This window comes from Bacillus sp. VA15 (genome assembly GCF_055721145.1).
Genome location: NZ_JBVQPQ010000001.1, coordinates 418886 through 440346, shown reverse-complemented (window position 1 = coordinate 440346; position 21461 = coordinate 418886). Strand labels below are relative to the sequence as shown.

The 21461-nt window shown below is 36.5% G+C and carries 22 protein-coding genes and 7 pseudogenes; 14 read left to right on the top strand and 15 right to left on the bottom strand.

What is annotated here, in order from left to right; genetic code table 11:
- Positions 1-12: 12 nt before the first annotated feature.
- The 4 genes from AC0DBE_RS02300 to AC0DBE_RS02285 form a co-directional block, all read right to left on the bottom strand.
- Complete coding sequence (locus AC0DBE_RS02300) at positions 13-987, bottom strand: asparaginase (protein ID WP_014114490.1); 975 nt, start codon at positions 985-987, stop codon at positions 13-15.
- Positions 988-1030: 43 nt separating this feature from the next.
- Entirely contained in the window at positions 1031-2134 is a 1104-nt protein-coding gene (locus AC0DBE_RS02295) for a threonine synthase (protein WP_472960929.1), read from the bottom strand.
- Positions 2135-2209: 75 nt separating this feature from the next.
- Positions 2210-2584, bottom strand: coding sequence for a RidA family protein (locus AC0DBE_RS02290; protein WP_014114492.1), 375 nt, complete (start codon positions 2582-2584; stop codon positions 2210-2212).
- Positions 2585-2595: 11 nt separating this feature from the next.
- A complete protein-coding gene (locus tag AC0DBE_RS02285) occupies positions 2596-3255 on the bottom strand; it encodes a helix-turn-helix transcriptional regulator (RefSeq protein ID WP_014114493.1) in 660 nt (219 codons plus the stop codon).
- A gap of 632 nt (positions 3256-3887) precedes the next feature.
- Here AC0DBE_RS02285 and rapE point away from each other — a divergent pair.
- A pseudogene (gene rapE / locus AC0DBE_RS02280) lies at positions 3888-5015 on the top strand (response regulator aspartate phosphatase RapE).
- Positions 5005-5139 carry a phosphatase RapE inhibitor PhrE gene (gene phrE / locus AC0DBE_RS02275; protein ID WP_014114495.1) on the top strand — a complete coding sequence of 45 codons (135 nt, stop codon included), beginning with the start codon at positions 5005-5007 and terminating at the stop codon, positions 5137-5139. Before rapE ends, phrE begins: the two are co-directional and overlap by 11 nt.
- A 140-nt stretch (positions 5140-5279) precedes the next feature.
- On the opposite strand, the gene AC0DBE_RS02270 is transcribed toward phrE, so the two are convergent.
- Entirely contained in the window at positions 5280-6191 is a 912-nt protein-coding gene (locus AC0DBE_RS02270) for an AraC family transcriptional regulator (protein ID WP_072566586.1), read from the bottom strand.
- Positions 6192-6319: 128 nt separating this feature from the next.
- Here AC0DBE_RS02270 and AC0DBE_RS02265 point away from each other — a divergent pair, with 128 nt between their 5' ends.
- From AC0DBE_RS02265 to AC0DBE_RS02245, 5 genes are all read left to right on the top strand, one after another.
- Positions 6320-6568, top strand: coding sequence for an Atu4866 domain-containing protein (locus AC0DBE_RS02265; protein WP_003226067.1), 249 nt, complete (start codon positions 6320-6322; stop codon positions 6566-6568).
- Between the two features lie 43 nt (positions 6569-6611).
- Positions 6612-7343, top strand: a complete 732-nt coding sequence (locus AC0DBE_RS02260) for an SDR family oxidoreductase (RefSeq protein WP_072566850.1) — start codon at positions 6612-6614, stop codon at positions 7341-7343.
- Positions 7344-7796: 453 nt separating this feature from the next.
- On the top strand, positions 7797-9677 hold the full coding sequence (locus tag AC0DBE_RS02255; protein ID WP_472960925.1) for a T7SS effector LXG polymorphic toxin: 1881 nt from the start codon (positions 7797-7799) through the stop codon (positions 9675-9677).
- Between the two features lie 18 nt (positions 9678-9695).
- Complete coding sequence (locus AC0DBE_RS02250; RefSeq protein WP_072566588.1) at positions 9696-9986, top strand: contact-dependent growth inhibition system immunity protein; 291 nt, start codon at positions 9696-9698, stop codon at positions 9984-9986.
- Positions 9987-9996: 10 nt separating this feature from the next.
- On the top strand, positions 9997-10296 hold the full coding sequence (locus AC0DBE_RS02245; RefSeq protein WP_372401713.1) for a contact-dependent growth inhibition system immunity protein: 300 nt from the start codon (positions 9997-9999) through the stop codon (positions 10294-10296).
- A 39-nt stretch (positions 10297-10335) separates the two neighbouring features.
- Here the strand turns inward: AC0DBE_RS02245 and AC0DBE_RS02240 are convergent.
- A pseudogene (locus tag AC0DBE_RS02240) lies at positions 10336-10416 on the bottom strand (peptidoglycan-binding domain-containing protein); the annotation flags it as partial.
- A 118-nt stretch (positions 10417-10534) separates the two neighbouring features.
- Between AC0DBE_RS02240 and AC0DBE_RS02235 the strand changes: the two are divergent.
- A pseudogene (locus AC0DBE_RS02235) lies at positions 10535-10648 on the top strand (transcriptional regulator); the annotation flags it as partial.
- 85 nt (positions 10649-10733) lie between these two features.
- Positions 10734-11330, top strand: a pseudogene (nfsA, locus tag AC0DBE_RS02230) (oxygen-insensitive NADPH nitroreductase); the annotation flags it as partial.
- A gap of 207 nt (positions 11331-11537) precedes the next feature.
- Here nfsA and AC0DBE_RS02225 read toward each other — a convergent pair.
- Positions 11538-11813 (bottom strand): barstar family protein, encoded by a 276-nt coding sequence (locus AC0DBE_RS02225; RefSeq protein WP_061186623.1) that lies wholly within the window; start codon positions 11811-11813, stop codon positions 11538-11540.
- 243 nt (positions 11814-12056) lie between these two features.
- Between AC0DBE_RS02225 and AC0DBE_RS02220 the strand changes: the two genes are divergently transcribed.
- On the top strand, positions 12057-12428 hold the full coding sequence (locus AC0DBE_RS02220) for a hypothetical protein (RefSeq protein ID WP_472960922.1): 372 nt from the start codon (positions 12057-12059) through the stop codon (positions 12426-12428).
- On the opposite strand, the pseudogene AC0DBE_RS02215 reads toward AC0DBE_RS02220, so the two are convergent.
- Positions 12409-12628, bottom strand: a pseudogene (locus tag AC0DBE_RS02215) (peptidoglycan-binding domain-containing protein); the annotation flags it as partial. The gene AC0DBE_RS02220 and the pseudogene AC0DBE_RS02215 overlap by 20 nt on opposite strands.
- 401 nt (positions 12629-13029) lie before the next feature.
- The gene (gene bltR, locus AC0DBE_RS02210; protein WP_014114541.1) at positions 13030-13851 is read right to left on the bottom strand and encodes a multidrug efflux transcriptional regulator BltR; all 822 of its coding nucleotides are present in this window, start codon (positions 13849-13851) and stop codon (positions 13030-13032) included.
- A gap of 127 nt (positions 13852-13978) precedes the next feature.
- On the opposite strand from bltR, the gene blt reads away from it, so the two are divergent.
- Both blt and bltD read left to right on the top strand, forming a co-directional pair.
- Positions 13979-15181, top strand: coding sequence for a multidrug efflux MFS transporter Blt (blt, locus tag AC0DBE_RS02205; protein ID WP_014114542.1), 1203 nt, complete (start codon positions 13979-13981; stop codon positions 15179-15181).
- Between the two features lie 337 nt (positions 15182-15518).
- On the top strand, positions 15519-15977 hold the full coding sequence (bltD, locus tag AC0DBE_RS02200) for a spermine/spermidine acetyltransferase (RefSeq protein WP_014114543.1): 459 nt from the start codon (positions 15519-15521) through the stop codon (positions 15975-15977).
- A 211-nt stretch (positions 15978-16188) separates the two neighbouring features.
- On the opposite strand, the pseudogene AC0DBE_RS02195 reads toward bltD, so the two are convergent.
- Positions 16189-16425: pseudogene (locus AC0DBE_RS02195) on the bottom strand (transporter associated domain-containing protein); the annotation flags it as partial.
- 710 nt (positions 16426-17135) lie between these two features.
- A complete protein-coding gene (locus AC0DBE_RS02190; RefSeq protein ID WP_371864117.1) occupies positions 17136-17282 on the bottom strand; it encodes a LysR family transcriptional regulator in 147 nt (48 codons plus the stop codon).
- A gap of 480 nt (positions 17283-17762) precedes the next feature.
- Between AC0DBE_RS02190 and AC0DBE_RS02185 the strand changes: the two genes are divergently transcribed.
- On the top strand, positions 17763-17849 hold the full coding sequence (locus AC0DBE_RS02185; protein WP_072592549.1) for a putative holin-like toxin: 87 nt from the start codon (positions 17763-17765) through the stop codon (positions 17847-17849).
- A 299-nt stretch (positions 17850-18148) separates the two neighbouring features.
- Here AC0DBE_RS02185 and AC0DBE_RS02180 read toward each other — a convergent pair.
- A pseudogene (locus tag AC0DBE_RS02180) lies at positions 18149-18327 on the bottom strand (phage tail tube protein); the annotation flags it as partial.
- 277 nt (positions 18328-18604) lie between these two features.
- Here AC0DBE_RS02180 and AC0DBE_RS02175 point away from each other — a divergent pair.
- The gene (locus tag AC0DBE_RS02175; protein ID WP_072175780.1) at positions 18605-18682 is read left to right on the top strand and encodes a YjcZ family sporulation protein; all 78 of its coding nucleotides are present in this window, start codon (positions 18605-18607) and stop codon (positions 18680-18682) included.
- A 708-nt stretch (positions 18683-19390) separates the two neighbouring features.
- Here AC0DBE_RS02175 and AC0DBE_RS02170 read toward each other — a convergent pair.
- The 3 genes from AC0DBE_RS02170 to AC0DBE_RS02160 all read right to left on the bottom strand — a co-directional run bounded on the left by AC0DBE_RS02170 (position 19391) and on the right by AC0DBE_RS02160 (position 21077).
- Entirely contained in the window at positions 19391-19960 is a 570-nt protein-coding gene (locus tag AC0DBE_RS02170; protein WP_014114549.1) for a flavin reductase family protein, read from the bottom strand.
- Positions 19961-19985: 25 nt separating this feature from the next.
- On the bottom strand, positions 19986-20150 hold the full coding sequence (locus AC0DBE_RS02165; RefSeq protein WP_014114550.1) for an arginase: 165 nt from the start codon (positions 20148-20150) through the stop codon (positions 19986-19988).
- Between the two features lie 81 nt (positions 20151-20231).
- Complete coding sequence (locus tag AC0DBE_RS02160; RefSeq protein WP_014114551.1) at positions 20232-21077, bottom strand: MerR family transcriptional regulator; 846 nt, start codon at positions 21075-21077, stop codon at positions 20232-20234.
- Positions 21078-21461: the final 384 nt, after the last annotated feature.

The window sequence follows — 21461 nt, the reverse complement described above, 5'->3', positions numbered from 1 at the left end:
CCCCTATTATTCTTAATATTTAAAGCTAGCCTCATCAATCTTCTGTCCAGCAGCCAGCAAAACAGCGAGTTTGATCCTTGCTTTCTTACTGTCATAGCTGCCGCCTAGTATAATTCCGGCATCTGCATATGTTGAAGCACTTCCTTTGAATCCATATACTCCCTTGACTTCACCTTCGTCAGCACTTGTTGTCAGAACGACAGGAATCCCTTTCTCTACGGCTTTCTTTGCACTTTCTAATATTGCTGGAGCCGTATGCCCTCTTCCCGGCGCCTCAATAATGATTCCTGCACTTCCGCACTTAACTGCATAATCTATAAACTTTCCGTCTGATCCAAGTGAACACTTAATAAGTTCTACATTTGGCAATGGTTGAATTAGTTGATACGTCTCACGCTTGATTAACCTTTGATGAATTGCGATCTCATCTTGATCAGCCGTTCCCAAATAACCGAATCCCGGAGAGAAAAAACCATCAACATTTGACGCATGCTGTTTTTTCACATATCGAGCAGCAAAGACCCTCTCATTAAACAACACTGTTACACCTAAGCCTCGCGCATCAGGATGTGCCGCTAATAAGAAAGCTTGTCTTAGGTTCACAAATGCATCTGTACCTTCAAGTGTCGGTCCTCTTTGTGACCCCGTTAACACGACCGGCCTTTCATCAGAAATAACCAGATCAAGGAAATACGAAGTCTCTTCAAGGGTATCTGTTCCATGCGATATCACAATTCCGGCAACATCCTCATTCCGGAAGAAACTCTCTATATTTTGCTTCAGAATGTCAAGGTGATGAAAAGTCATATGACTGCTTGACATTTGAAAGACTGACTTGATTTCAATCTCTATATGAGAAGGCAGTCGACACATTTCAGAAAGCTCTTCACCTGTCATAGCACCTGCTTCTAATAGACCTGTTTCAGGATCAGGCTTACTTGCAATTGTACCGCCGGTACTCAGTAAAATGATTTTCTTGTTTTCCATGATAACTCCCCCATTTTCATATTAAATGTTTCTCTCTTCGTTCCTAATTAGATTTAATCCCAGCCCCGCATAATGGAATCACGATTTTTTCATCAGAAGAATGATCGTATTTTAAATATCCTGCATAGTTAGCTGCTGTTGTTGGCTCAACATAAAAGCCTTTACTTGCTAATGCTGTACGAGCTTTTAGAATCTCTTCCTCATTGGTTGTAATGATTTGACCTTTTGTGGCACGGATGGCTTCTAATATTTGAGCTGATCTTGCCGGTTTGGCAATCGAGATGCCCTCTGCAAGTGTTCCCCTGTTTTCGACGGGTTGAGCAACTTGTTGATTGTTGATAAATGCCTTTGCTAACGGCGCACAATTCTCTGCCTGTATCGCAACCAGTCTTGGCATTTTGTCTATACATTTGTTCTCTAGTAATTCTTTAAATCCATAGTAAACCCCAAGTAATAACGTACCATTGCCAACTGGAATAATAAGCGTATCCGGCGCTCCATTCATTTGTTCCCAAATCTCAAAGGCATACGTTTTTGTTCCTTCATAGAAATATGGATTAAAAACGTGACTTGCATAGAATTTTTTCTCTATATTCACAGCCTTTTGCGCTGCTTCGGCCACATCTTCTCTTGTGCCTTCAATTTCGCGAACGTTGGCCCCATGCGCTTTCACCTGCGCGATTTTCTTAGGTGATGTACCCTTCCCAAGAAATATGTCACATGCGATGTTAGCCCGCTTGGCGTAAGCTGCAATAGATGTCCCTGCATTTCCACTGCTGTCAGCTATCACATGCTTCACTCCCAGCTCCTTTGCCTTAGCTATTAATACAGCAGCACCGCGATCTTTAAAAGACAAAGTAGGCATCATATATTCCACTTTCACAAGAGTGTTCGGCTCCCCGCTGTCTAACACGATTAAAGGTGTGTATCCCTCCCCCATAGTGATGCCGCTCCATATGGTGGAGTCGCGATCAAATGGCATAGCATCAATATATCTCCACATAGAAGGAATATCTTTGAGCACTTTTGAATCGGACCATTCTACTTTTTCTTTTACAAGGTCTAACACTCCGCCACACTGGCATTTCCACACCTGTTCAGACACATTGTATTTCGTACGGCAAGAATGACATTGATACTGTTCCATTATTTTTAGACCCTCCTATTATATATTTTTTTATATTTTATATATTTTTTTATATGTTTTAGACAAAAAAATATATTACAGACTGGCGATTGCTTCAATTTCAACCTGAAAACCGTAATGCAGCTCGTTCGTCGAAACAACTGACCGTGCTGGGCGATAATCGTGAAAAAAACCCTGACAGACATTGTCAACACGGTCTAACAAATTGATATCGTGAAGATATAAGGTTATCTTTAAAGTTTTTCCTTTATGACTGCCGGCTTTTTTTAAGATATACTCTATATTTGACAATACCTGCAAAGTCTCTTCTTCAATGGTGCCAAATTTCTTTTCCTGCGTGATTGGATCAATGGCAAATTGCCCTGATACATAGACCGTGTTTTGATGAATCACAGCTAAGGCATAATGACCGTTCGATTTTAAATTCCCTGCCTCAAAAATACTCTCCACTCTACTCACTCCTATTGTCTTTTTTTCACTTCATCCAAATAACTATAGACAGTTACCTTTGAAATACCTAATTGTTCTGCCACTTTATCAACCGCACCTTTCATGAGGAATATCCCCTTTTCATCCATAAATCTAATCAGCTCGATTTTTTCCGGGCGTTTCATCAGAGAATGTTTGCGGTTCGCTACAATTTGTTCAATTAACTGATTCGTGATCTCTTCTACATTCTGAATGGAAGCTTCCTGTTCCACCGTATTTGGAGCTTGTATTTGATTGTTCTTTTCAGTGCCAGGTATAAATGCATCTAGTACTTCTTTCATTTGAATCATGACATTCATATCATAGTTGATGCAAAATGCCCCAATCACCTGCTGGTGGCCATCTCTAATGAGGGTAGTCGATGATTTTATTGTTCTCCGATCATCAGTTTGGATTTCATATCCTGCTAAGTAATCACCTTTAAATTCGTTGGATAAAAGAACCTTTCTCACTAAGTGATCAAAGGATTGGCCAACCTCTCTTCCCGTCACATGGTTATTCATTGTAAAAATGACGGAAGACTGCGGTGTTGTCAAATCATGAATGACGACTTCACAATTTGACCCAAACATTTCCCCTATCGTTTTTGCAAATGGTATATAACTTTTTAATATCTGTTTTGCTTCAGTCAAACCCTAAACACCTAACTTTCACTTTTCCTTTAATCGATTTTATTATATATTTTTTTATATGAAAATGAAAGAAAAATATATTTTTTTATATAATTAGATTAACCCTTCTTCTTTCCCCAGTAAATAATATCGGTTATTAAAATTGTTGTGCCAATGTCATTGGTGTCCTGGCATGAACTCCAAAAGAGGTTTAATAACTCCAACAACAAAAAAGATACCAATATGCTTTGGTATCTTCATCTAAATCGAGTCCCTTAATAAAGTGGATCAGTTACAAAAGCCTGTATATTTATTTGAATCATTTTTTACTCAATACGGGGATAATATGGGCACTGTTTTTAATCCGTCCAATTAAAAAAATGAAGGTTCTTCCCCTTCCCATTAGTCCCAAACTTGATCTCCTGCAATTTTAAAACCAGCTTTTGAAGGTCTATCTTATCTACGAAGTGAGTTTTTTAATGAACTAATCTCCAAAACCACCTAATTCCCCATCGCACAGATTCTTCATGAGAACCAAAAAGTTATTGCGGTCTCACCGAAAATTTAAATTGCGGTGCCTTATTGCCTTTTTCTGCAAACGAAAACTTGTTAATATTTACATTACTAGTAGAGTTAAGGGAAGGGTGAATATCTTGATATCAATCACATCAGCTGAAGTGGGAATGAAGATTAATGAATGGCATAGGCATATTCAAAAATTCAACGTTACTGATGCTGAAATGTTAAAAGCTGAAATAGAACGTGATATAGAGGTTATGGAAGAAGATCAAGATTTGCTTATTTATTATCAATTGATGGCCTTTCGCCATAAAATTATGTTAGAATACACGCTGCCAACTGATGAAAATCGAATGTAACTTTCAGAATATTTAAATAAAATAGAAGGGCATAAGAAAAAACTAGATAATATGCGCGCTTATTATTATAACTTCTTCCGCGGGATGTATGAGTTTAGAAACGGTGAATACACAAAGGCCATTACATATTACAAAAAAGCTGAACGCAAAATTCCAACGATCTCCGACAAGATTGAAAAAGCTGAGTTTTATTTTAAATTATCCGAAGTCTATTATCATATGAAAATGACTCATATCTCAATGCACTACGCCGAGCTTTCATACAATATCTATAAAAAACATGAACTTTATTCTGTTCGGCGTATACAGTGCCATTTTGTCATAGCCGGTAACTACGATGACCTTGAAAACCATGAAAAAGCTCTCCCCCACCTTCAAGAAGCTTTAAAAGGAGCTGAGCTGCTTAAAAGTAAAAATACTCACATCTATGCCACCGCATTTTTCAATCTCGGCAATTGCTATCACAAAATGGACAACTTAAATAAGGCTGCTCGTTACATCGAACAAGCCTTGGTTCAATACAGAAAAATTAACTCTGACGTACTTCCGCAAGCTTATCATGACCTAGCATTGATTTATTTTAAACAAGGCAAAAAAGAACAAGCAATGGATTGCTTCCGCAAAGGAATTAGAAGTGCTGTAGATTTTAAAGACGAACTTTTTATGAACTTATTTGAAGCATTAGACGTTCTTTATATAAGAAATGGCGATACACCTAAACTCCTCAACATTTTCTCTCGTTTAGAGAACGGCAAAGGATACCCTTATCTGGAAGATCTGGCATTGTTAGGAGGCAACCTTTTCGATTATAATGGAAAAATAGAGGATAGCATCATCTGTTTCAAGAAGATGGTATATGCTCAAAAGCAAATATCGAAAGGGGAATGCATGTATGAAATCTAAATTGTTTATCAGTTTATCCGCCGTTTTAATTGGACTTGCCTTTTTCGGATCTATGTCTAATGGCGAAATGAAGGAAGCATCCCGGAATGTAACTCTAGCACCTACTCATGAATTCCTTGTTTGATTCGATAAACAACATTAGTTATGATTCCCTTTAGCCGTTTCTAACGGCTTTTTCTTATTTTTAAGAAAGATAAGCGAATCTTGTTCACCTACATATTGTTTATACTGAAGTCGCATCTGTATGCGACTTCTTGATTTGAACTACACATTATATAAATTCAGATTCTCTTTACGATCTTTCCCTGGAGGCTTGCCAAACATCTTTCTATACTCTCTATTAAAATAAGAAGGACTTTCATAGCCAACTTGAAAAGCAGCATCAGCAACCCTCATATCTTTCCCGAAAATCAACCGCCTTGCTTCATGAAGACGTAAAGCTCTCTGGTATTGGATCGGAGTCATCATTGTAACTTGTTTAAAATGATGATATAAAGCTGATGGGCTAAGGTTTACTTTTTTAGCTAGTGCATCTATCTTTATTTCCTGAGAAAAATGATTTCTTAAATAATCCAGAGCAACAGCCACTTCAGATAATTTACTCCCCTTGGCAACAAGGCTTTTTACTGTGTGACCATGCTTTCCCTGCATAATGCGGTATAGAATTTCCTTAATGATTAAAGGTGCAAGTATTTCTGTATCTTCAGGGGTATGAAGTAGTTTCACGAGTCGGATAAGTGCATCCAGAATGACCTCATCTGTCTGATCAACAAATATTCCTCGCCCTGTAACATTATGATTAGTGCTATGTTGCTTATACTCTTTTGAGACCTCTGCAATTTGCATTAAGTTAAAATTCAATCGAAGACATAAATAAGGTTCCATCTCACTTGCTTTTAAAATTTCCCCGATAACTGGCAGATCGACTGCCACGACTAAGTATTCCCCTTTTCCGTAAAAGAAGTCTTCTCCAATTATAGAAATCACTTTTCTTCCTTGCAGAACAATACACAAAGCAGGTTCATGCATAGTATGTACAGGCACCAGCGGCTTGGCAGATCGAATAAATTCCAACCCAGAGATTGACGTTACGTTCGTACCCTCCTTGGCTGCAAAGGATGACACAAGATTAGTAAGCTCCTCTTCTTTCGATTGCAATTGTTCTTCCAGAGACATGAAATCCCTCCTTTTATAAGGCTTATCGACTCTTGGAGGATAAGGCAAGAATTAAAGAGATACCGGCTACCACTCTATGCTATCTTTCCCTGATACTAATAGTAGAACAGGAAAGGAGTTGATGATGTATGAAAAAAACCACTCATTCTTATGCTGGACTTTGGGTTACCAAAGATCGGTATATCAGGCATGAACTACTGTCCGATGGACGCTATGTTGAAGCTCGCGGCAATGTCGAATGTGCATATATAGGCAATTACCAAATTACAGGTGACCACATTGAATATCAAGATGATACAGGATTCACAGCTGATGGAGATTTTATAAACGGAATTCTATATCACGCAGGGATGGTACTGCATCGTGAAAGAAGCTAAAGATTCCTTAAAGAAAAATTACTTAAAAGAGGATGATACAAAGATGAGTATAAAGAATAAAGTTGTTCTTGTCACTGGTGGAAGCAGCGGTATTGGAGCAGCAACTGTTGATTTATTAGCTGGAAATGGAGCTACGGTAATAGCAGCAGCGCGGAGAACAGATAAGTTAGAAACACTCGTATCCACTCTTCTCCAAAAAGGATATAGTGCAGATTATAAGCAACTGGATGTCACAGACTTTGAACAAATGCAGCATATCGTCCAAGAAATTATAGAAGCATACGGAAAAATCGATGTCATTGTAAATAATGCGGGTGTAATGCCATTATCTAAATTGGAATCTCTGAAAATCGCTGAATGGAATCGTATGATCGATGTAAATATCCGTGGAGTCCTGCATGGTATTGGAGCAGTTTTGCCTATAATGAAAGAGCAGAATAGCGGACATATCGTCAATATAGCTTCCATAGGCGCATATGAGGTTACCCCCACTGCAGCAGTTTATTGCGCAACCAAGTATGCCGTCCGTGCCATCACAGAAGGCTTACGACAGGAAGCAACTAATAATATTCGAACAACTGTAATTGCACCGGGCGTAACGGAATCAGAACTAGCCGATCATATTACCGATAAACAGGCGAGTGAGGCTATGATCGAATACCGAAGACAAGCGCTTCCTGCTTCTGCTATTGCACATGCAATTTTTTATGCAATCTCGCAGCCAGTAGAGATCGATGTAAGTGAATTAATTGTAAGACCTACTCTATCACTATAAAAAGAGTCTCATTATGTATGAGAAATAGAATCATAAGAGGATTGAAGCTAAGAATTAATGTTGATACTAATAAGAAACTGAGTTAGGTGGGGCCGAGAAATTGAACTCGGCCTTTTAAGCTAGAGCATTATGGTATTGGAATACGCTGTGTTCAATTATTAAGAGGGCGGTATGGTGACTGCAGCGAGTATGGCGGAAGAGTACCATTCATAACCTCCCTTTTGGGATTTGAATCGATTATAGCATATGCAAATGTAAAACGGATTCACAGGACCCCCTCCTTATGCCTTCTATGTAATATTCCAACTTTTTGAGAAAGTGTTACACCCGCAAATAAACCGCAAACTTTTTCGTCTATATCTTTTGATATGATTAATCAAGATAATTTTAAGTTCGTTTCTTCTTTCTTCCATGGTAATATTTTGTTATATGATTAAATGAGAGGGTATGAATATGAAAGTCTTTGAAGCTAAAACACTTATGTCTGAAGCTACAGACCGCGCCAAAGAATATAAAGAACTAAGGACGCAAATGGTCAACTTGAGAAAAGCTTTACAAAGCGTCGCTGAACTTGACGACAGCGAATTCTCAGGTAAAGGCGCTAATAACATTAAAGCATTCTATCACGATCATGTTGGTGTCACTGATCAATGGATCGACTACATTGACATGAAGATCGCATTTTTTAACAGCATTGCCGGAGCTGTCGAGGACAAAGGCCTCTCTGATGCTTATATTGAAGAATCTTTTTTAGAACATGAACTGGCTAACGCCCATAAAAAATCAAAATCAATCATGTCTGAACAGAAAACAGCCATGAAAGATATCCTAAACGACATTGACGACATCCTTCCGCTCGACCTGTTTTCAACAGAAACCTTCAAGAATGAGCTTGCGGATGCCAATGACAAACGTAAAAAAACAACTGAAAAACTAAGTGACCTTGACGAGGACTTACTGACAGAATATGCTCTGTCAGAACCAAATGAACAATTCATCAAGTCAGATTTCCAAAAGCTCCAAGAAGCAACGGGAAAAGGCAAAAACGCTACGCCCATTCACTACAACGCCAAGGCGTACCGTGAGAGTGATATACATAAGAAAAAAGGTGATATTGAGAAGCATACAGAGGCTTATTTGACGATTAAGAAAGAGGAAGCGAAAGAAAGAGAAATCAAAGAGCTGAAGAAGAAGCTAACTGACGGAGTGACGGATCCGGATGAATACTTAGAAATTGCCAAGAAGATCGGGTATGAGAACCTTGAGCCTGCACAGTTACAATATGTGGTGCAGCTTGAACAAGCAAAACAGCTCGAAGAAGTTGGTGAAAGTGTTATCAATGCCGGTAAGGCAGCAATTGATTTCATCGATGGAGTTAATGATGGGCTTAACGATGCGATTGACGATACGATATATGGCGTCAAAGACTTGGTTGTGGGCGCCTGGGAATATTCACAGCTTCCTACCGAATTAAAACTTACAAAAACAATAACAACAGTATTAAGCGTCCCCTCTTATTCAAAAATCATCTGGACAAACCTGGTCGACTCATGGAATGATAAAATGGTAAATGGTGATGCATACGAAAAAGGGCATTATATCAGTTATGCGATAGGAAATATTGTTGGGCCAAAAGGTGCGGGCGCCGCAGTGCAAACCACTACCAAGCTTTCTAAAGTAGGTAAAGTGGTTGAAGGTGGAACAGCTGCTGCTCATGTTAATAAAGGGATAAACAAAGGCAAAGCTTACATCAATTCTATTGTTAGAAATAAGAATGATCTTGCACTTGTCGGGATTGCCCAAGACATCGACAATACATATAATGCAAAGAATACGCCTTTATTAAAAAGTATTATTGAAGATAAAAAAGAGAGTGTACTTAGAAAATCTGAGACGTCTAACAACATGGGTATAGGTAATGTCAAACAAGGTGATAGTACCCCTCTCGCACCTGGCGGAGGATTAGCTGCTCATGAAGCAAAAGGCGGGCATCTTATAGAAAGACATGTTGGGAAGACTGATGGCGAATTATTTCAACGTTTAATAAAAGATACAAAAATCTCTGGGTCTTCTTCATTTAAAGATAGAGCTACTGCAGAAAAAGTCGCCAGTTCAGTTCTAAGTGATCCAAAAAACATTAGTAAAATAACAAAATGGCTCTCAAATCCTAACAGTAGACCTACTCTTCCTTTAAGATACAAAGGTGATGGAGAAGTTCTCGGCAGAAGGGTAGAAAAAGGTTCAAATGTTGTTAAGGATGCTACCAACGCCACAATAGTATTGAAAAAGAGTAAAAATGGGGAGTTTATTTTAACTGGCTATCCTACAAAATAAAAGGAGTTCTGAATAACAATGTACGAGAATTATGATACTATGGAAGAATTAAGTGATTTTTTAGAAGGAACATTTCACCAGGACATGGGTTCACCAGAACAAGCTTTGAAAGAATTTATAGCTGAATCAAGTAAAGAATGCTTAGTTTTCACAATAAAATTTTGTGAAGAGTTTTTAAATGAAAACATATCTGATCAAGAGAAAGAAAGTTTTATAAAATCAAATACGGAGATTTATTTTCCGGCAATCGATTTAACTCCTTTACAATGGTTGAAAAAAGTAATTACAGAAATAAAAGAGGCTATTTAGTATATAAGCAATGATTGAAATTAAAGTTTCTGATACTGTATTTAGATTTCTCGGTGGACATTTCCACCAAGATATAGAGTCTCCGGAAAAGTCCCTTGATGAATATTTAAATGAAGCAGCACAAAAACTAAAAGAAAGAGATTTAATAGCACTAACTGAGTTTGTAAATAGTGATTATTCAGAAGAAGACAAGATTGAATTTATAGAAGAAGCAGCTGATGGTATATACTTTCCTGAAGATGATATAACTCCATTAGAATGGCTTAAGCAAGTCATTGAACAAATTAAAGAACACCTTAAAACAATATAGTTAGAAAAAGAGCCCCTCTTTTAAGAAGGGCTTCTTTTATTATTTCAAGAACTCTTCAAGTTTCGCTTTAGTATTAGGTCCATAAATGCCATTGGCTGAATGCCCATGCATTAACTGAAACTACTTATTTAAGATACGAGAGAAATTGTAAAATTCCAAATGCGAATCTAGTCTATTTTTGTCGAAATTCACCAAATAAAAATTATTTCAGTTATTATAGATGTAAATATCTTGATTTAATCCCAAAACGTTCCTTGCAGCAAAAGACGGTGAGGTAACAGATGAGATCTTACAGGCTGCTTTGGAGATTATAACGGAGCAATTAAAGGAAAGACGGAAATCAGATAAATAAACGCAGTTAGTTTATTATTATTTATTTCTGTTTATTATGTTTAATTCTGTTTACTAATAAGATTTAGATTCTCATTTATATTTTCATTAGAATTACAGATCCAGATCTTCGAAAAAAAGTGATGGAACTTTCTGCGAATCAGCCTTATATTGAAGAGGCAGCAGAGTTTTGGATTTTTTGTGCCGATTTTAACCGAAATCATCAAATTGCTCCCAATGTAGACCTTGAGTATATTGAATACCTTCTAATAGGTACATTTGATGCTGGGCTAATGGCTCAAAATGCTTTGACCGCAGCCGAATCAATGGGACTCGGTGGTGTATATATCGGTGGAGTAAGACTTCATATTACAGAATTAACTGAGGTATTACATTTACCAAAGCATGTGATTCCTTTAGTGGGGCTATGCATAGGCCATCCTGCTGGAGAGAACCCCGGACTAAAACCACGTTTGCCTCAATCAATGGTCATGTTTGATAATCAGTACCAGCCACTAGACGAAGAAACATTAGCAACCTATGATCAACAGATGCGTGAGTATTACCGAGAACGCCCAGTTAAAGCGCCTTTCACAGTGAAAAAAGTAAAGGGATGGAAAGATCATATCGAGGATCATCTTGAAAGAAGCAAACTCCCCTTCATGCTTGAGTATTTAAATAAACAGGGATTTGCTAAAAAATAAATTTTTTACAAGAGGACATTTCTGCATTCCATCCACATAAAAGAGGAAGAGTTTTGACGCTCTTCCTCTTTATGCACCAACTCGATCTGCGGAAATTTTGAAATCACCGTTTGAAGCGCTGTATTCATTTACGAAGTGAGTTTTTTAATGAGCTAATCCCCAAAACTCTTGATCCCATTGAGAGATTTTCCATGAGAACCAAAAAGTCTACTCTACTATTATTTTAAACTCATCCTCTAATTCCTCTTGAGCCTCTTGTAAAACTTCTAATACATCATCAGCGTATGAACCTAAAAACTTTTTACTAAACTCAAAATTTCTCCAGACTAAAGTTAACGGCAACTCTATCCACCCTGTAAGGCAATCCCATAAAGCGTCTAAATTTTTCCCATAGTAGTCTGGGAAGTCTAATTTATCTTTTAAAGCTTCATGTAAAACTTCTTTATTTTCAAAGTCTTTTCCGTTTATAATTATTTTTTTCATTAAAAAATATGTCCTCCATTATTTTAACTAACATTTTAGAATGATCTGTTTTAATACATCATTCGAATAAAGTATCCTTTCATACTTATATGCCTGTTTTCCTTAAAAAAATTTCCTAAATTATTATTTTAGTATGATAAGGAAATTTTAAGGGAATTGATAGCAAAAATATGGTATCGTTATTTCCGTTGTTTAAGACTTTAAAATTATCAGTTCACAGATATTAAATTGGAGGAGCGTTATATGAAAAAAATAGCTCTTGTTCTTTTAGCTCTAATCATTATTATCGGGGGCATTTCCTTAATTGTTCATTTTAACAATCGAAAAGTAGCTGAAGATAAGATCGACCAGTATATTGCTGATTATGGTATTCCCAAAAAAGAGATTAAATCAGAGGATTATCCTATGCTTAATTCTTTGAGTTCACCTAAAAGGTTCTTTAAAACTGTTTATGTAAAGAATGAAACTGACAAAAACAACTATTACATTTTTCACTACGATCCTTCTAACAAAAAAGTTTCGTTTTCAGGTGTTGTAGATGGAAATGAAGTATCAATCAATGATAAATTGGTTAAAAAATTGAAGTATCAACCCTCTAATAAGGTATTGAAATAAAGCCCTCGCTTGAGGGCTTTATCATTTTAATAATAACTCCAAGTTTCGCTTTAGTCTTAGGCCCATAAATTCCATCAGGAGAAAGCCCATGCATTAACTAAAATCGTCTAATTGCATCTGCTGTTTTTGGTCCATATACGCCGTCAATTCAAATAAAGAGCTGCCAGCGCTTTTTGAATCTGCCGCACTTCTTTGCCCCTTGTCCAATTATTTTACATATCATTTTTGCATGAGAAAGAGACATAGCAGTGATGAGAATCTTTTTTCAACTTGCTGTCGCAATGCAGTATCACTGCTTGCTCAATGATCAATTTCTGAGAAAGACGGTCAGGATCGTAGCAGTTGACTTCGCTTATGGGTCCTTACTTGCAGAGTATAAAAAACACCGATAGTTAGAAATTATCGGTGTTTTCTCGGACAATTATTACGCCCACTAGGCCCCTCAATAAAGGTGGAAGCTTATTGTAAGCATTAAAGCACTTGAAATCATTCATCTCTATTTACTCTGTTTTATATTCATTTTGGGCACAATTTTTCCGTATAAAAAATCTCGTAATCAAAATCACAGTAACTTGTTATATTGTCGATTTTAAAATCAACGTTACACCTCCTTAACTTGAAGGAGGATTTTTGCATATGTATTTTCATACCCGTCAACTACCATCTCATCCAGCATATATTCCTCATATGCATTTTCTCCTATTTGCATTCCATTCTTTTCAATGAACTCAATGATTCTGCGGTAAGCCTCTTCAGTGTTTCCACCTATTTCATAACCAACAGCATACAGGCCTTTTGGCCGTATATGATAATTTATTTTCTCTATCCCATCTTTTACTTTTATATAAAAGTAACTGTAATTGTAAAAGTCTTTTTCTAATATTTGTTCCCGTGCAAAGATTCCGCCTATCGGATATCCTTCATCTAACTCATACTGTTGAACTTCATGAATGAGTTCTGAAATGGCAGCCACATATTTTCGTTCTGGTAAGTTTAATGTTTTTCGGCTTAACATGAATTTTTCTTCATTTAAATATTCAAAAGAAATCGAGGAAAAATCAGTCTCAAGTGCTTGTTCAGTAAGCGCCACTTTTGTATGTAAGATCGTTTGCAATTGCTTAAGCTCATTTATTTTTTTATCAATCTCAATAGACTTTTCTTTTAGAACATGCAATATTTTGTCTGGTGTTTTGTCTTTTATTAGACGCTTTATTTCTTTTAAAGGAACGCCAAGCTCTTTAAATAGACTGATGACTTGAAAAATCTCAAATTGATGATAGGAATAATACCTATACCCATTTTCTTTTTTTATTTCCGGAGAGAATAGACCAATCTCGTCATAATGAAATAAGGTTTGTTTTTTTACACGACAGAGCTTCGAAAACTCACCTGTTGTGAAATACTTCCTCACATCTTCGCTCATAAAAACCTCCTTGACTATACGGTAACCATATACCTTATGATTTGATTGTACTTGAAAAGAGCTTCAATCTACAAAGAAAAGGATAGGATAGGTAACAAGGGTTTCAATTTAGTAAAGGGGAATTCAGATGAAAAAATCAATAAATGATCAAAAAATGATATTCATTATACTATTAAGCAACATCTTCGTAGCATTTCTTGGTATCGGTTTAATTATCCCAGTTATGCCTTCTTTTATGAAAATCATGCATTTATCTGGCAGCACTATGGGTTATCTTGTTGCGGCTTTCGCCATTTCTCAGTTAATTACTTCACCTTTTGCGGGAAGGTGGGTTGACCGTTTCGGGAGAAAAAAAATGATTGTTCTCGGGTTGCTTATTTTCAGTTTATCAGAGTTGATTTTCGGATTAGGGACTCATGTTTCAATATTTTATTTTTCGAGGATACTGGGTGGCATAAGCGCTGCTTTTATCATGCCCGCGGTAACAGCATATGTAGCTGATATTACAACCGTAAAGGAAAGATCAAAGGCTATGGGATATGTTTCGGCTGCAATTAGCACCGGCTTTATTATTGGACCAGGTGCGGGAGGGTTTATTGCCGGCTTTGGCATCCGCATGCCGTTTTTCTTCGCTTCCGCCATAGCATTAATGGCAGCTGTATCTTCCGTTTTTATACTAAAAGAGTCATTGTCAAAAGAAGAACGCCATCAGCTCTCGTCTCATACAAAGGAATCAAATTTTTTAAAAGACTTGAAGAGGTCCATTCATCCAGTCTATTTTATTGCATTTATTATCGTCTTTGTAATGGCTTTCGGTTTATCAGCTTATGAAACGGTATTCAGCTTGTTTTCTGATCATAAATTTGGCTTCACGCCAAAAGATATCGCAACCATTATTACGATAAGTTCCATTGTTGCGGTAGTTATTCAAGTTTTACTATTCGGGAAATTGGTCAACAAACTTGGAGAGAAAAGAATGATTCAGCTTTGCTTAATAGTCGGTGCGATCTTAGCTTTCGTGTCTACTGTTATGTCAGGATTTATAACTGTTTTGCTTGTAACTTGTTTTATTTTTCTGGCGTTCGATTTGCTACGCCCGGCCTTAACTACTCATTTATCCAATATGGCCGGTAACCAGCAGGGGTTCGTAGCAGGCATGAACTCCACATACACCAGCCTGGGAAATATATTTGGTCCTGCTCTAGGCGGTATACTATTTGATCTTAACATTCATTATCCTTTCCTTTTTGCAGGTTTCGTTATGATTGTCGGTCTTGGTCTTACAATGGTTTGGAAAGAAAAATGGAATGATGTTTCAACCTTGAATTAACTCTATTCTCTATAAAATCAAATTTTGACATTTAGATAGCAGGGAATGCCTCAGATTAGGCACAAGAAGGAAAGGTTCTTTATTTGATCAGCTACATGTTCCTTGAGGTGAATATAGTTTATGCTGAGTATTGTCAAGCTGTCAGCAATCTTAGGATTTCATCTGCCATCACCCTAAACAGAAGCCAGATTTTATTGATACCTTTCCTCTTGATTCTTCCTATATTTCTCGGAAGCATGTCCATGTGTCTTGCATGTCCGTTAGCCTGGGGTTATTTATTATCATCCCTTGAAAATATATTATCCTTTTCGGAATAAGAAAATAAGGAGAATGTAGTATGAGTATAAAAATAAAAGCAGTTACTGACGATAATCGTACTGCAATTCTTGCTCTACATGTCAGCGAGAATCAAATATCATATATTGAATCAACAAAAGCATGTTTAGAGGATGCAAAAGAATGTCACTATTATAAACCTGTCGGGCTTTACTATGAAGGAGATCTAGTCGGTTTTGCAATGTATGGATTGTTTCCTGAATATGATGAAGATAATAAAAATGGAAGAGTCTGGCTTGATCGATTCTTTATTGACGAACACTATCAGGGAAAAGGATTAGGAAAGAAAATGCTTAAAGCTCTCATTCAACACCTTGCTGAGTTATATAAATGTAAGAGGATTTATTTAAGTATATTTGAAAATAATATTCATGCTCTTCGCCTTTATCAAAGGTTTGGTTTTCAATTTAATGGTGAACTCGATTTTAGTGGCGAAAAAGTAATGGTAAAAGAGCTATAGGTTCTTAAATGGTTTCCAAGCCCCCTTCGTTTGCTAAGAAACGTTTGAACCTTAATTACAGGAAGCTGACTCATCATTATTATAGCTATTTGTCATAATGAGGGGATTTTCATAAGTATAAAAACAGATAAAAAAGCCTGGATAAAAAAACTAATTCATCTCATACTTTAAGATCTCATAAGAAAAAATCTCACTTAATTTTATCCAGATGTTATTCTTTTCTTCGTACAACTTCTAAATAATTAATATGTCGCCCAACTATTTTATGCACTTTGAAAATATACCCTTCAGCTTCTAAAACAGATCCAACTGTAGCGTCTATATGTTGAGTCATAAACCAGCCGTCTATCGTATCCACTTCGTCACTCACTAACGCCGTTCCCAATAAATCATTTACATCCTCAATGAGCACTTTCGAATCTAAGATATAATGATTAGTGTTTACTTGTATCTATTAAGGGTATAACTTATAGTTATACTCTATGAAAAGCATTTAATTTTTTTATAAGATTCTTGGCTATATAATTTTCAAAGATGGATTTTCCAAATGATGATATACAAGTTCAAGGTTATGTTGGCTATTTGCATAAAGATATAAATTTCTTTTCAACTCTTTATTCTCAATATTTATAAATTCCAGATTGTCATAGGAGTAATGCTGAAGAATGAGCATCGGTAAATACGTTATGCCGTATCCTTTCATAACATAATCAATAATTGCATGGTATGGGACGGAAATGATTTTAGCATCGAGAATGCCAGCCTTCTTTAATTTAGAAAGAATATTAACGGCTTTCTTTGGGCAAGACCTGAGGGTATCTCAAACATTCCCCTAATTCAACAGTTTCTTTGGGGTAAGGGGTGTCCTTTGGGCGCGACTAATTGAAATTCTTCTTCATAAAGAAATTTAGAAAACAGGCTTTGATGAATTGGATAATATTGTAAGATAACCGAATCAATTTCTCCCCTGATTCCAGCATTTGAATAAATTCAAAACATTCTTCCTTTGTAACAGTAAGATCTACCTTTATATTCGGTCCTTCTAATTCCGGTAGATAATACGTTGCCAAAAAGGGCGAAACACCAAAACGGATCTTATTCACGGTGCTCACTTATTTTACGTTTTAAAGCATACAAAAGTGGCTGGATATCCATCAATTAGTTTTTTCCTTTTTCCGTAAGGATTATGCCGCTTGGTGAACGAACAAATAGCTTACAGCCTATCTCTTTTTCAAATAACTTTATTTGTTTACTCAAAGCTGGTTGAGTTACATAGAGGTGATTGAGCCTGAGTAAGTGAACCATACACTGCAACCGCAATAAATACTCAATAGATTTCACTTCAAAGATAAACACTTCCTTAGAAAAGGGGGAATTAAAATATAGACAGGCAAACCACTTTGAAGATTCGGAATCTCCATTGCTTAAATACTTTTAAGCTCTTTTTTGACGTCTTTTTTCCGTGCTTGTTTAACTTTGCACGCGCACCCGAAGCTAGGCCTTGTTAATGTATCGGAGACTGTTTCAAGGATACTGAAACACGCCATATTTGCTGATGCCCGCATTTCCCACTAAATAAGTGGATTTTATTTTTCTTTTACGAAATCCCAAACAAATATACTTTTTCGTTCATGTTCGTTAGCTCCTTTGATATTAAAATCAAAGTTTCAGAACAAAAAAAGACAACCACAAAATGGTTGTCTAGTGTATAATTATTCCTGTACATTTACACGGCTAACTCAAAGGTGGTTTGCTGGCTAAATCCCCTAAAAGGGGGTGACGCCTATGTCAACATTTCAAGCTCTTAGTTTAATGCTTGCGTTTGGGATGTTTATCCTTGCTTTGTTGACGTATTTAGACAAAAAGAAATAGCCCCCCCTTTGAGGCCTAGGAAACTTCTAGGGTTGGTCCATATCTAAATACACCGATAGCCAGCGCCCCAATGGGAGCCAGATTTGTACACAGGCCGGAGTGTTGCAGCACTCCGGTATTTTTTATTTTATGCATTTCTTTTGAAATAAATGCATATTCCTTAGTGAAGCATGTTGAAATGGATTACTATTAAATTAATCTTACCACATTTTTTCTAGAATATCTCGTGAGATTTTCGGTTTTTCTTTCGTTAAAGTACGCAGTTTTTCGTGAAAATGATTAGAATATGGATTTTTATGTTCTAGCACATCAAAATCTTCAAAGATAAACGGCACTCTTCCTCTAATGCTTCTGATCCCACATCAAGACCAGCGATTTTCGCAGAATTTACTGGATGACACATCGACGTGGCACTGAATGGCTCACCTTGTAGGATGTGAACAGCTGGTAAAGTGAAGTAAGGATCACTTCCCTTTTCCCTTTTTCACATAGTTTTCAATTTTTTCTTCCTGTAATCGTTTGTTTTCCATTAGCGGACCGTGCTGCTTGTGACGCCAATGTCTTTTCACTTCTTAGTTCCGCCGCTCTCTTCACACAAGTCTCTGCGGTCTTGGCATTACATCTTCCACCCCTAGATCTCTATAATTATTCTACTTAGACTAAAAAATCATTTTACAATCAATTAAACTATCATCACTATCGAATGAGCTCGATCAGCATATCATGTATTATCCTCTTTTAAGGAAGGTGATGTTATGCGGTCATTTCCATTAATAGTGGTGCTATTCATCCTGTTAATCATCGTTGGGACTTCTTTCTTCGGTGGCTATTAAGAACTCACCTTACCCCATATCCAACAGACGCCATAAGAAATCTTTATGGCGTTTGTTTTGTTATGTGATTAACTCACCATATGCTGACAAAGTTTCTTAACCAGTGAGTGAAAAATTAGACCATTTTTCACAAAACTTCATCTATTTTCCTGCCCATGAGCTTTTTTAAATTATCCACAGTGTTTACCTTAATACAATTCACTATTGATTTAGAAGCCATTTTATACGCTCAGCTTGTTTTTCCTAATTCAGAATATATGCCTCCTTCAAAGCTAAGGGCTGCTCCTGCTAGAAATGCTAATAAAAGAGAAATAACGCATTACATGATTCTCCTTTTTCTCAAAATATTGATAAGAACTATGCAAATATAAGTCCTACCGTAACTATAGTGTCAAGTACCCTTCATTTTGTGTGAGGAAGTGTTCTTTCCTTTATGAACTATAGTTGATAGGAAGAAAAAAAATAGAATATATATTTCCACGGTAAGATGAATTGAGTCTTAGAATATAAAAGACCGCAAAGCTATCTTAAATAAGCTTTGCGGTCTTTGGGTCTCTTTTTTGCTTAATATAAGTCAATGGTTCCAGCGGAATCCACTGCACATACATCCACTGATTTTTTATTTTGATTAAGGTTTCCTCTACTCTATCGTGTGAGATGAACTCAAGGTATGCCACGTAACCATGAAGGTGGAGGAACCTGCATGTTTCAATCAGTTTTGGGGTAAAAGGCGTGTTGACGTTCCTCTGCTTTACTATTTAATATTCGGTAGCTAGACTTTCCAATATGAAGCGGAATATCCAATTTTTCTAAATTTGGCATTCCATTTTTTAAGAAAAGCTCTTTATCTTGATATCTCTGTAAAACTTCTCCCACAATCCACTCTTGATCGCCCAAAGTGGAAATACTGTGTACTTTACACTCATAAGCAAAATACGCATCAGTTAAAATCGGTATCTCAGCTTTTAGCCCTTCTTCGTATTGAATATTAAATTCTTCAAACTTATTGATATCTCTACCACTATGGGTGCCTAATGCTTGGATTAATTCCGAATATCTTCCTGGAAGAAAATTCACACCGAAAACACCACTTTTCTCAATCATTTTGTAAGTATATGTCTCTTTGTTTACTGATATCCCATACATCCCAGGAGAAGATCCGATATACGTATGCCAACCGGAAGCCATTGCGTTTTTTTCACCTTCATATTGAGCCGTAACGACAGCTACCATTCCAGGGTAGGCGTACCAAATAGGTTCATCTATCGGTGCTCTCATCTTCATCGCTCCTTTTGTTTAAGATTCATTTTTTATTAGAACTTGAGAGGCTCGCATCTAAATCGTCAGGTACTTCTTCAAATGGACCATTCGTTTTAGATGCAGACCAGTTTAATAAATGGGCTCCCGGCAGATTGGTTTCGACTTGCCATTGCGGCATGAGTAACCGAAGCGTCTTATCTTCTGCCATCTTATACATCCTTCCTTTCAAATATTCATAAGAAGATGCACAAATCATAAACCCTATAGCAACTATAGGGTCAAGGGTTAGTTATTTTTTTAGCACTCTTAATTCTGTGAGGAAGTTTTCTTCTCTTAATGAGTTAAAGTCGATTGGAAGAGAAACTTGATATACGTTTCCATCTGTTTGAATGCCATGAGATTCAATATATTGATAAAGTTTTTGATAATATTCATCATAATTTTTTGCAGACCAATCAAATGCGATACATACATATTCACCTGACGGGATCGTGTCTAACCTTATGTTTTTTTCTCCTATGTCTATCTTTTTTTCATTGCAAACAGTGGTATAAATACTGTTGCAATAAATGTCACGAGAATCCTTATAGGGCTTGAAATCATAAATGAATCCATAATAGTTATCTACTACATCTCCTATTTTTTCAATAACATCAGCCAGCTTTCTGTAATACAAATCCGATTGATCATGAGGATTAACTTGAGGCGTCTCTACTTTTAATATGGTTTGTTCATCTAAATACCGAAAATAAACGAAACCTTCATCTTTTTTCCTGCATATGTCTAATTGTTCATTAAGCTGATTCCTTCTCCTATGAAGTAATTGACGAGCACGTTCGAGTTTTTCCATTTCTTGCACAATAACACTTTCTTGCTCCTCAAGAAAGTGTTGTATATCTTCAGGGGTACAAGTATATGAGCCGAAACGCTTGATTTCTTCCAGAGGTGTTCTAATATATTTTAGATACTTGATAATATCTAAATAAAAGAACTGTTTCACATGGTAATATCGATAGCCATTCTCCTGATCTGTATAATAAGGCTTGAAAATTCCGATCCTATCATAATAGCGCAATGTTTGAATTGAGATGTTATTGAGACGGGCTGTTTCTCCAATTGTAAAATATTCCTTCATCAATCTCATCCTTTCTTCTAAGTTCTAAGAATTCTTTCTTCCACTATACACGGTTACCTTCAAAATCCTAACTGAACGAACTTGAGAAAAACCTGTTTAAGGAAAACCTGCCGAGGAGGAAATAAGTCTTCGTCCAGGAATGCTAGAAGGAAAGCTGGGTGAAGGAATTATTTCTATGAACACAGCTATTGATGTCATTACTGAAGTAAAGAGCTGTGAAGACATCGTTAAGGAATTAATGGCTGACTTTATGAAGTAATATATTTAAGATTGATAGGCATAGATTATGCATATGGGTCATTCCTTCAGACGTTAAATATAATTGAACTTTTTAAAAAAAGCTTAATCCTTAAAAAGATTAAGCTTTTTCCCTTTACTATGTTC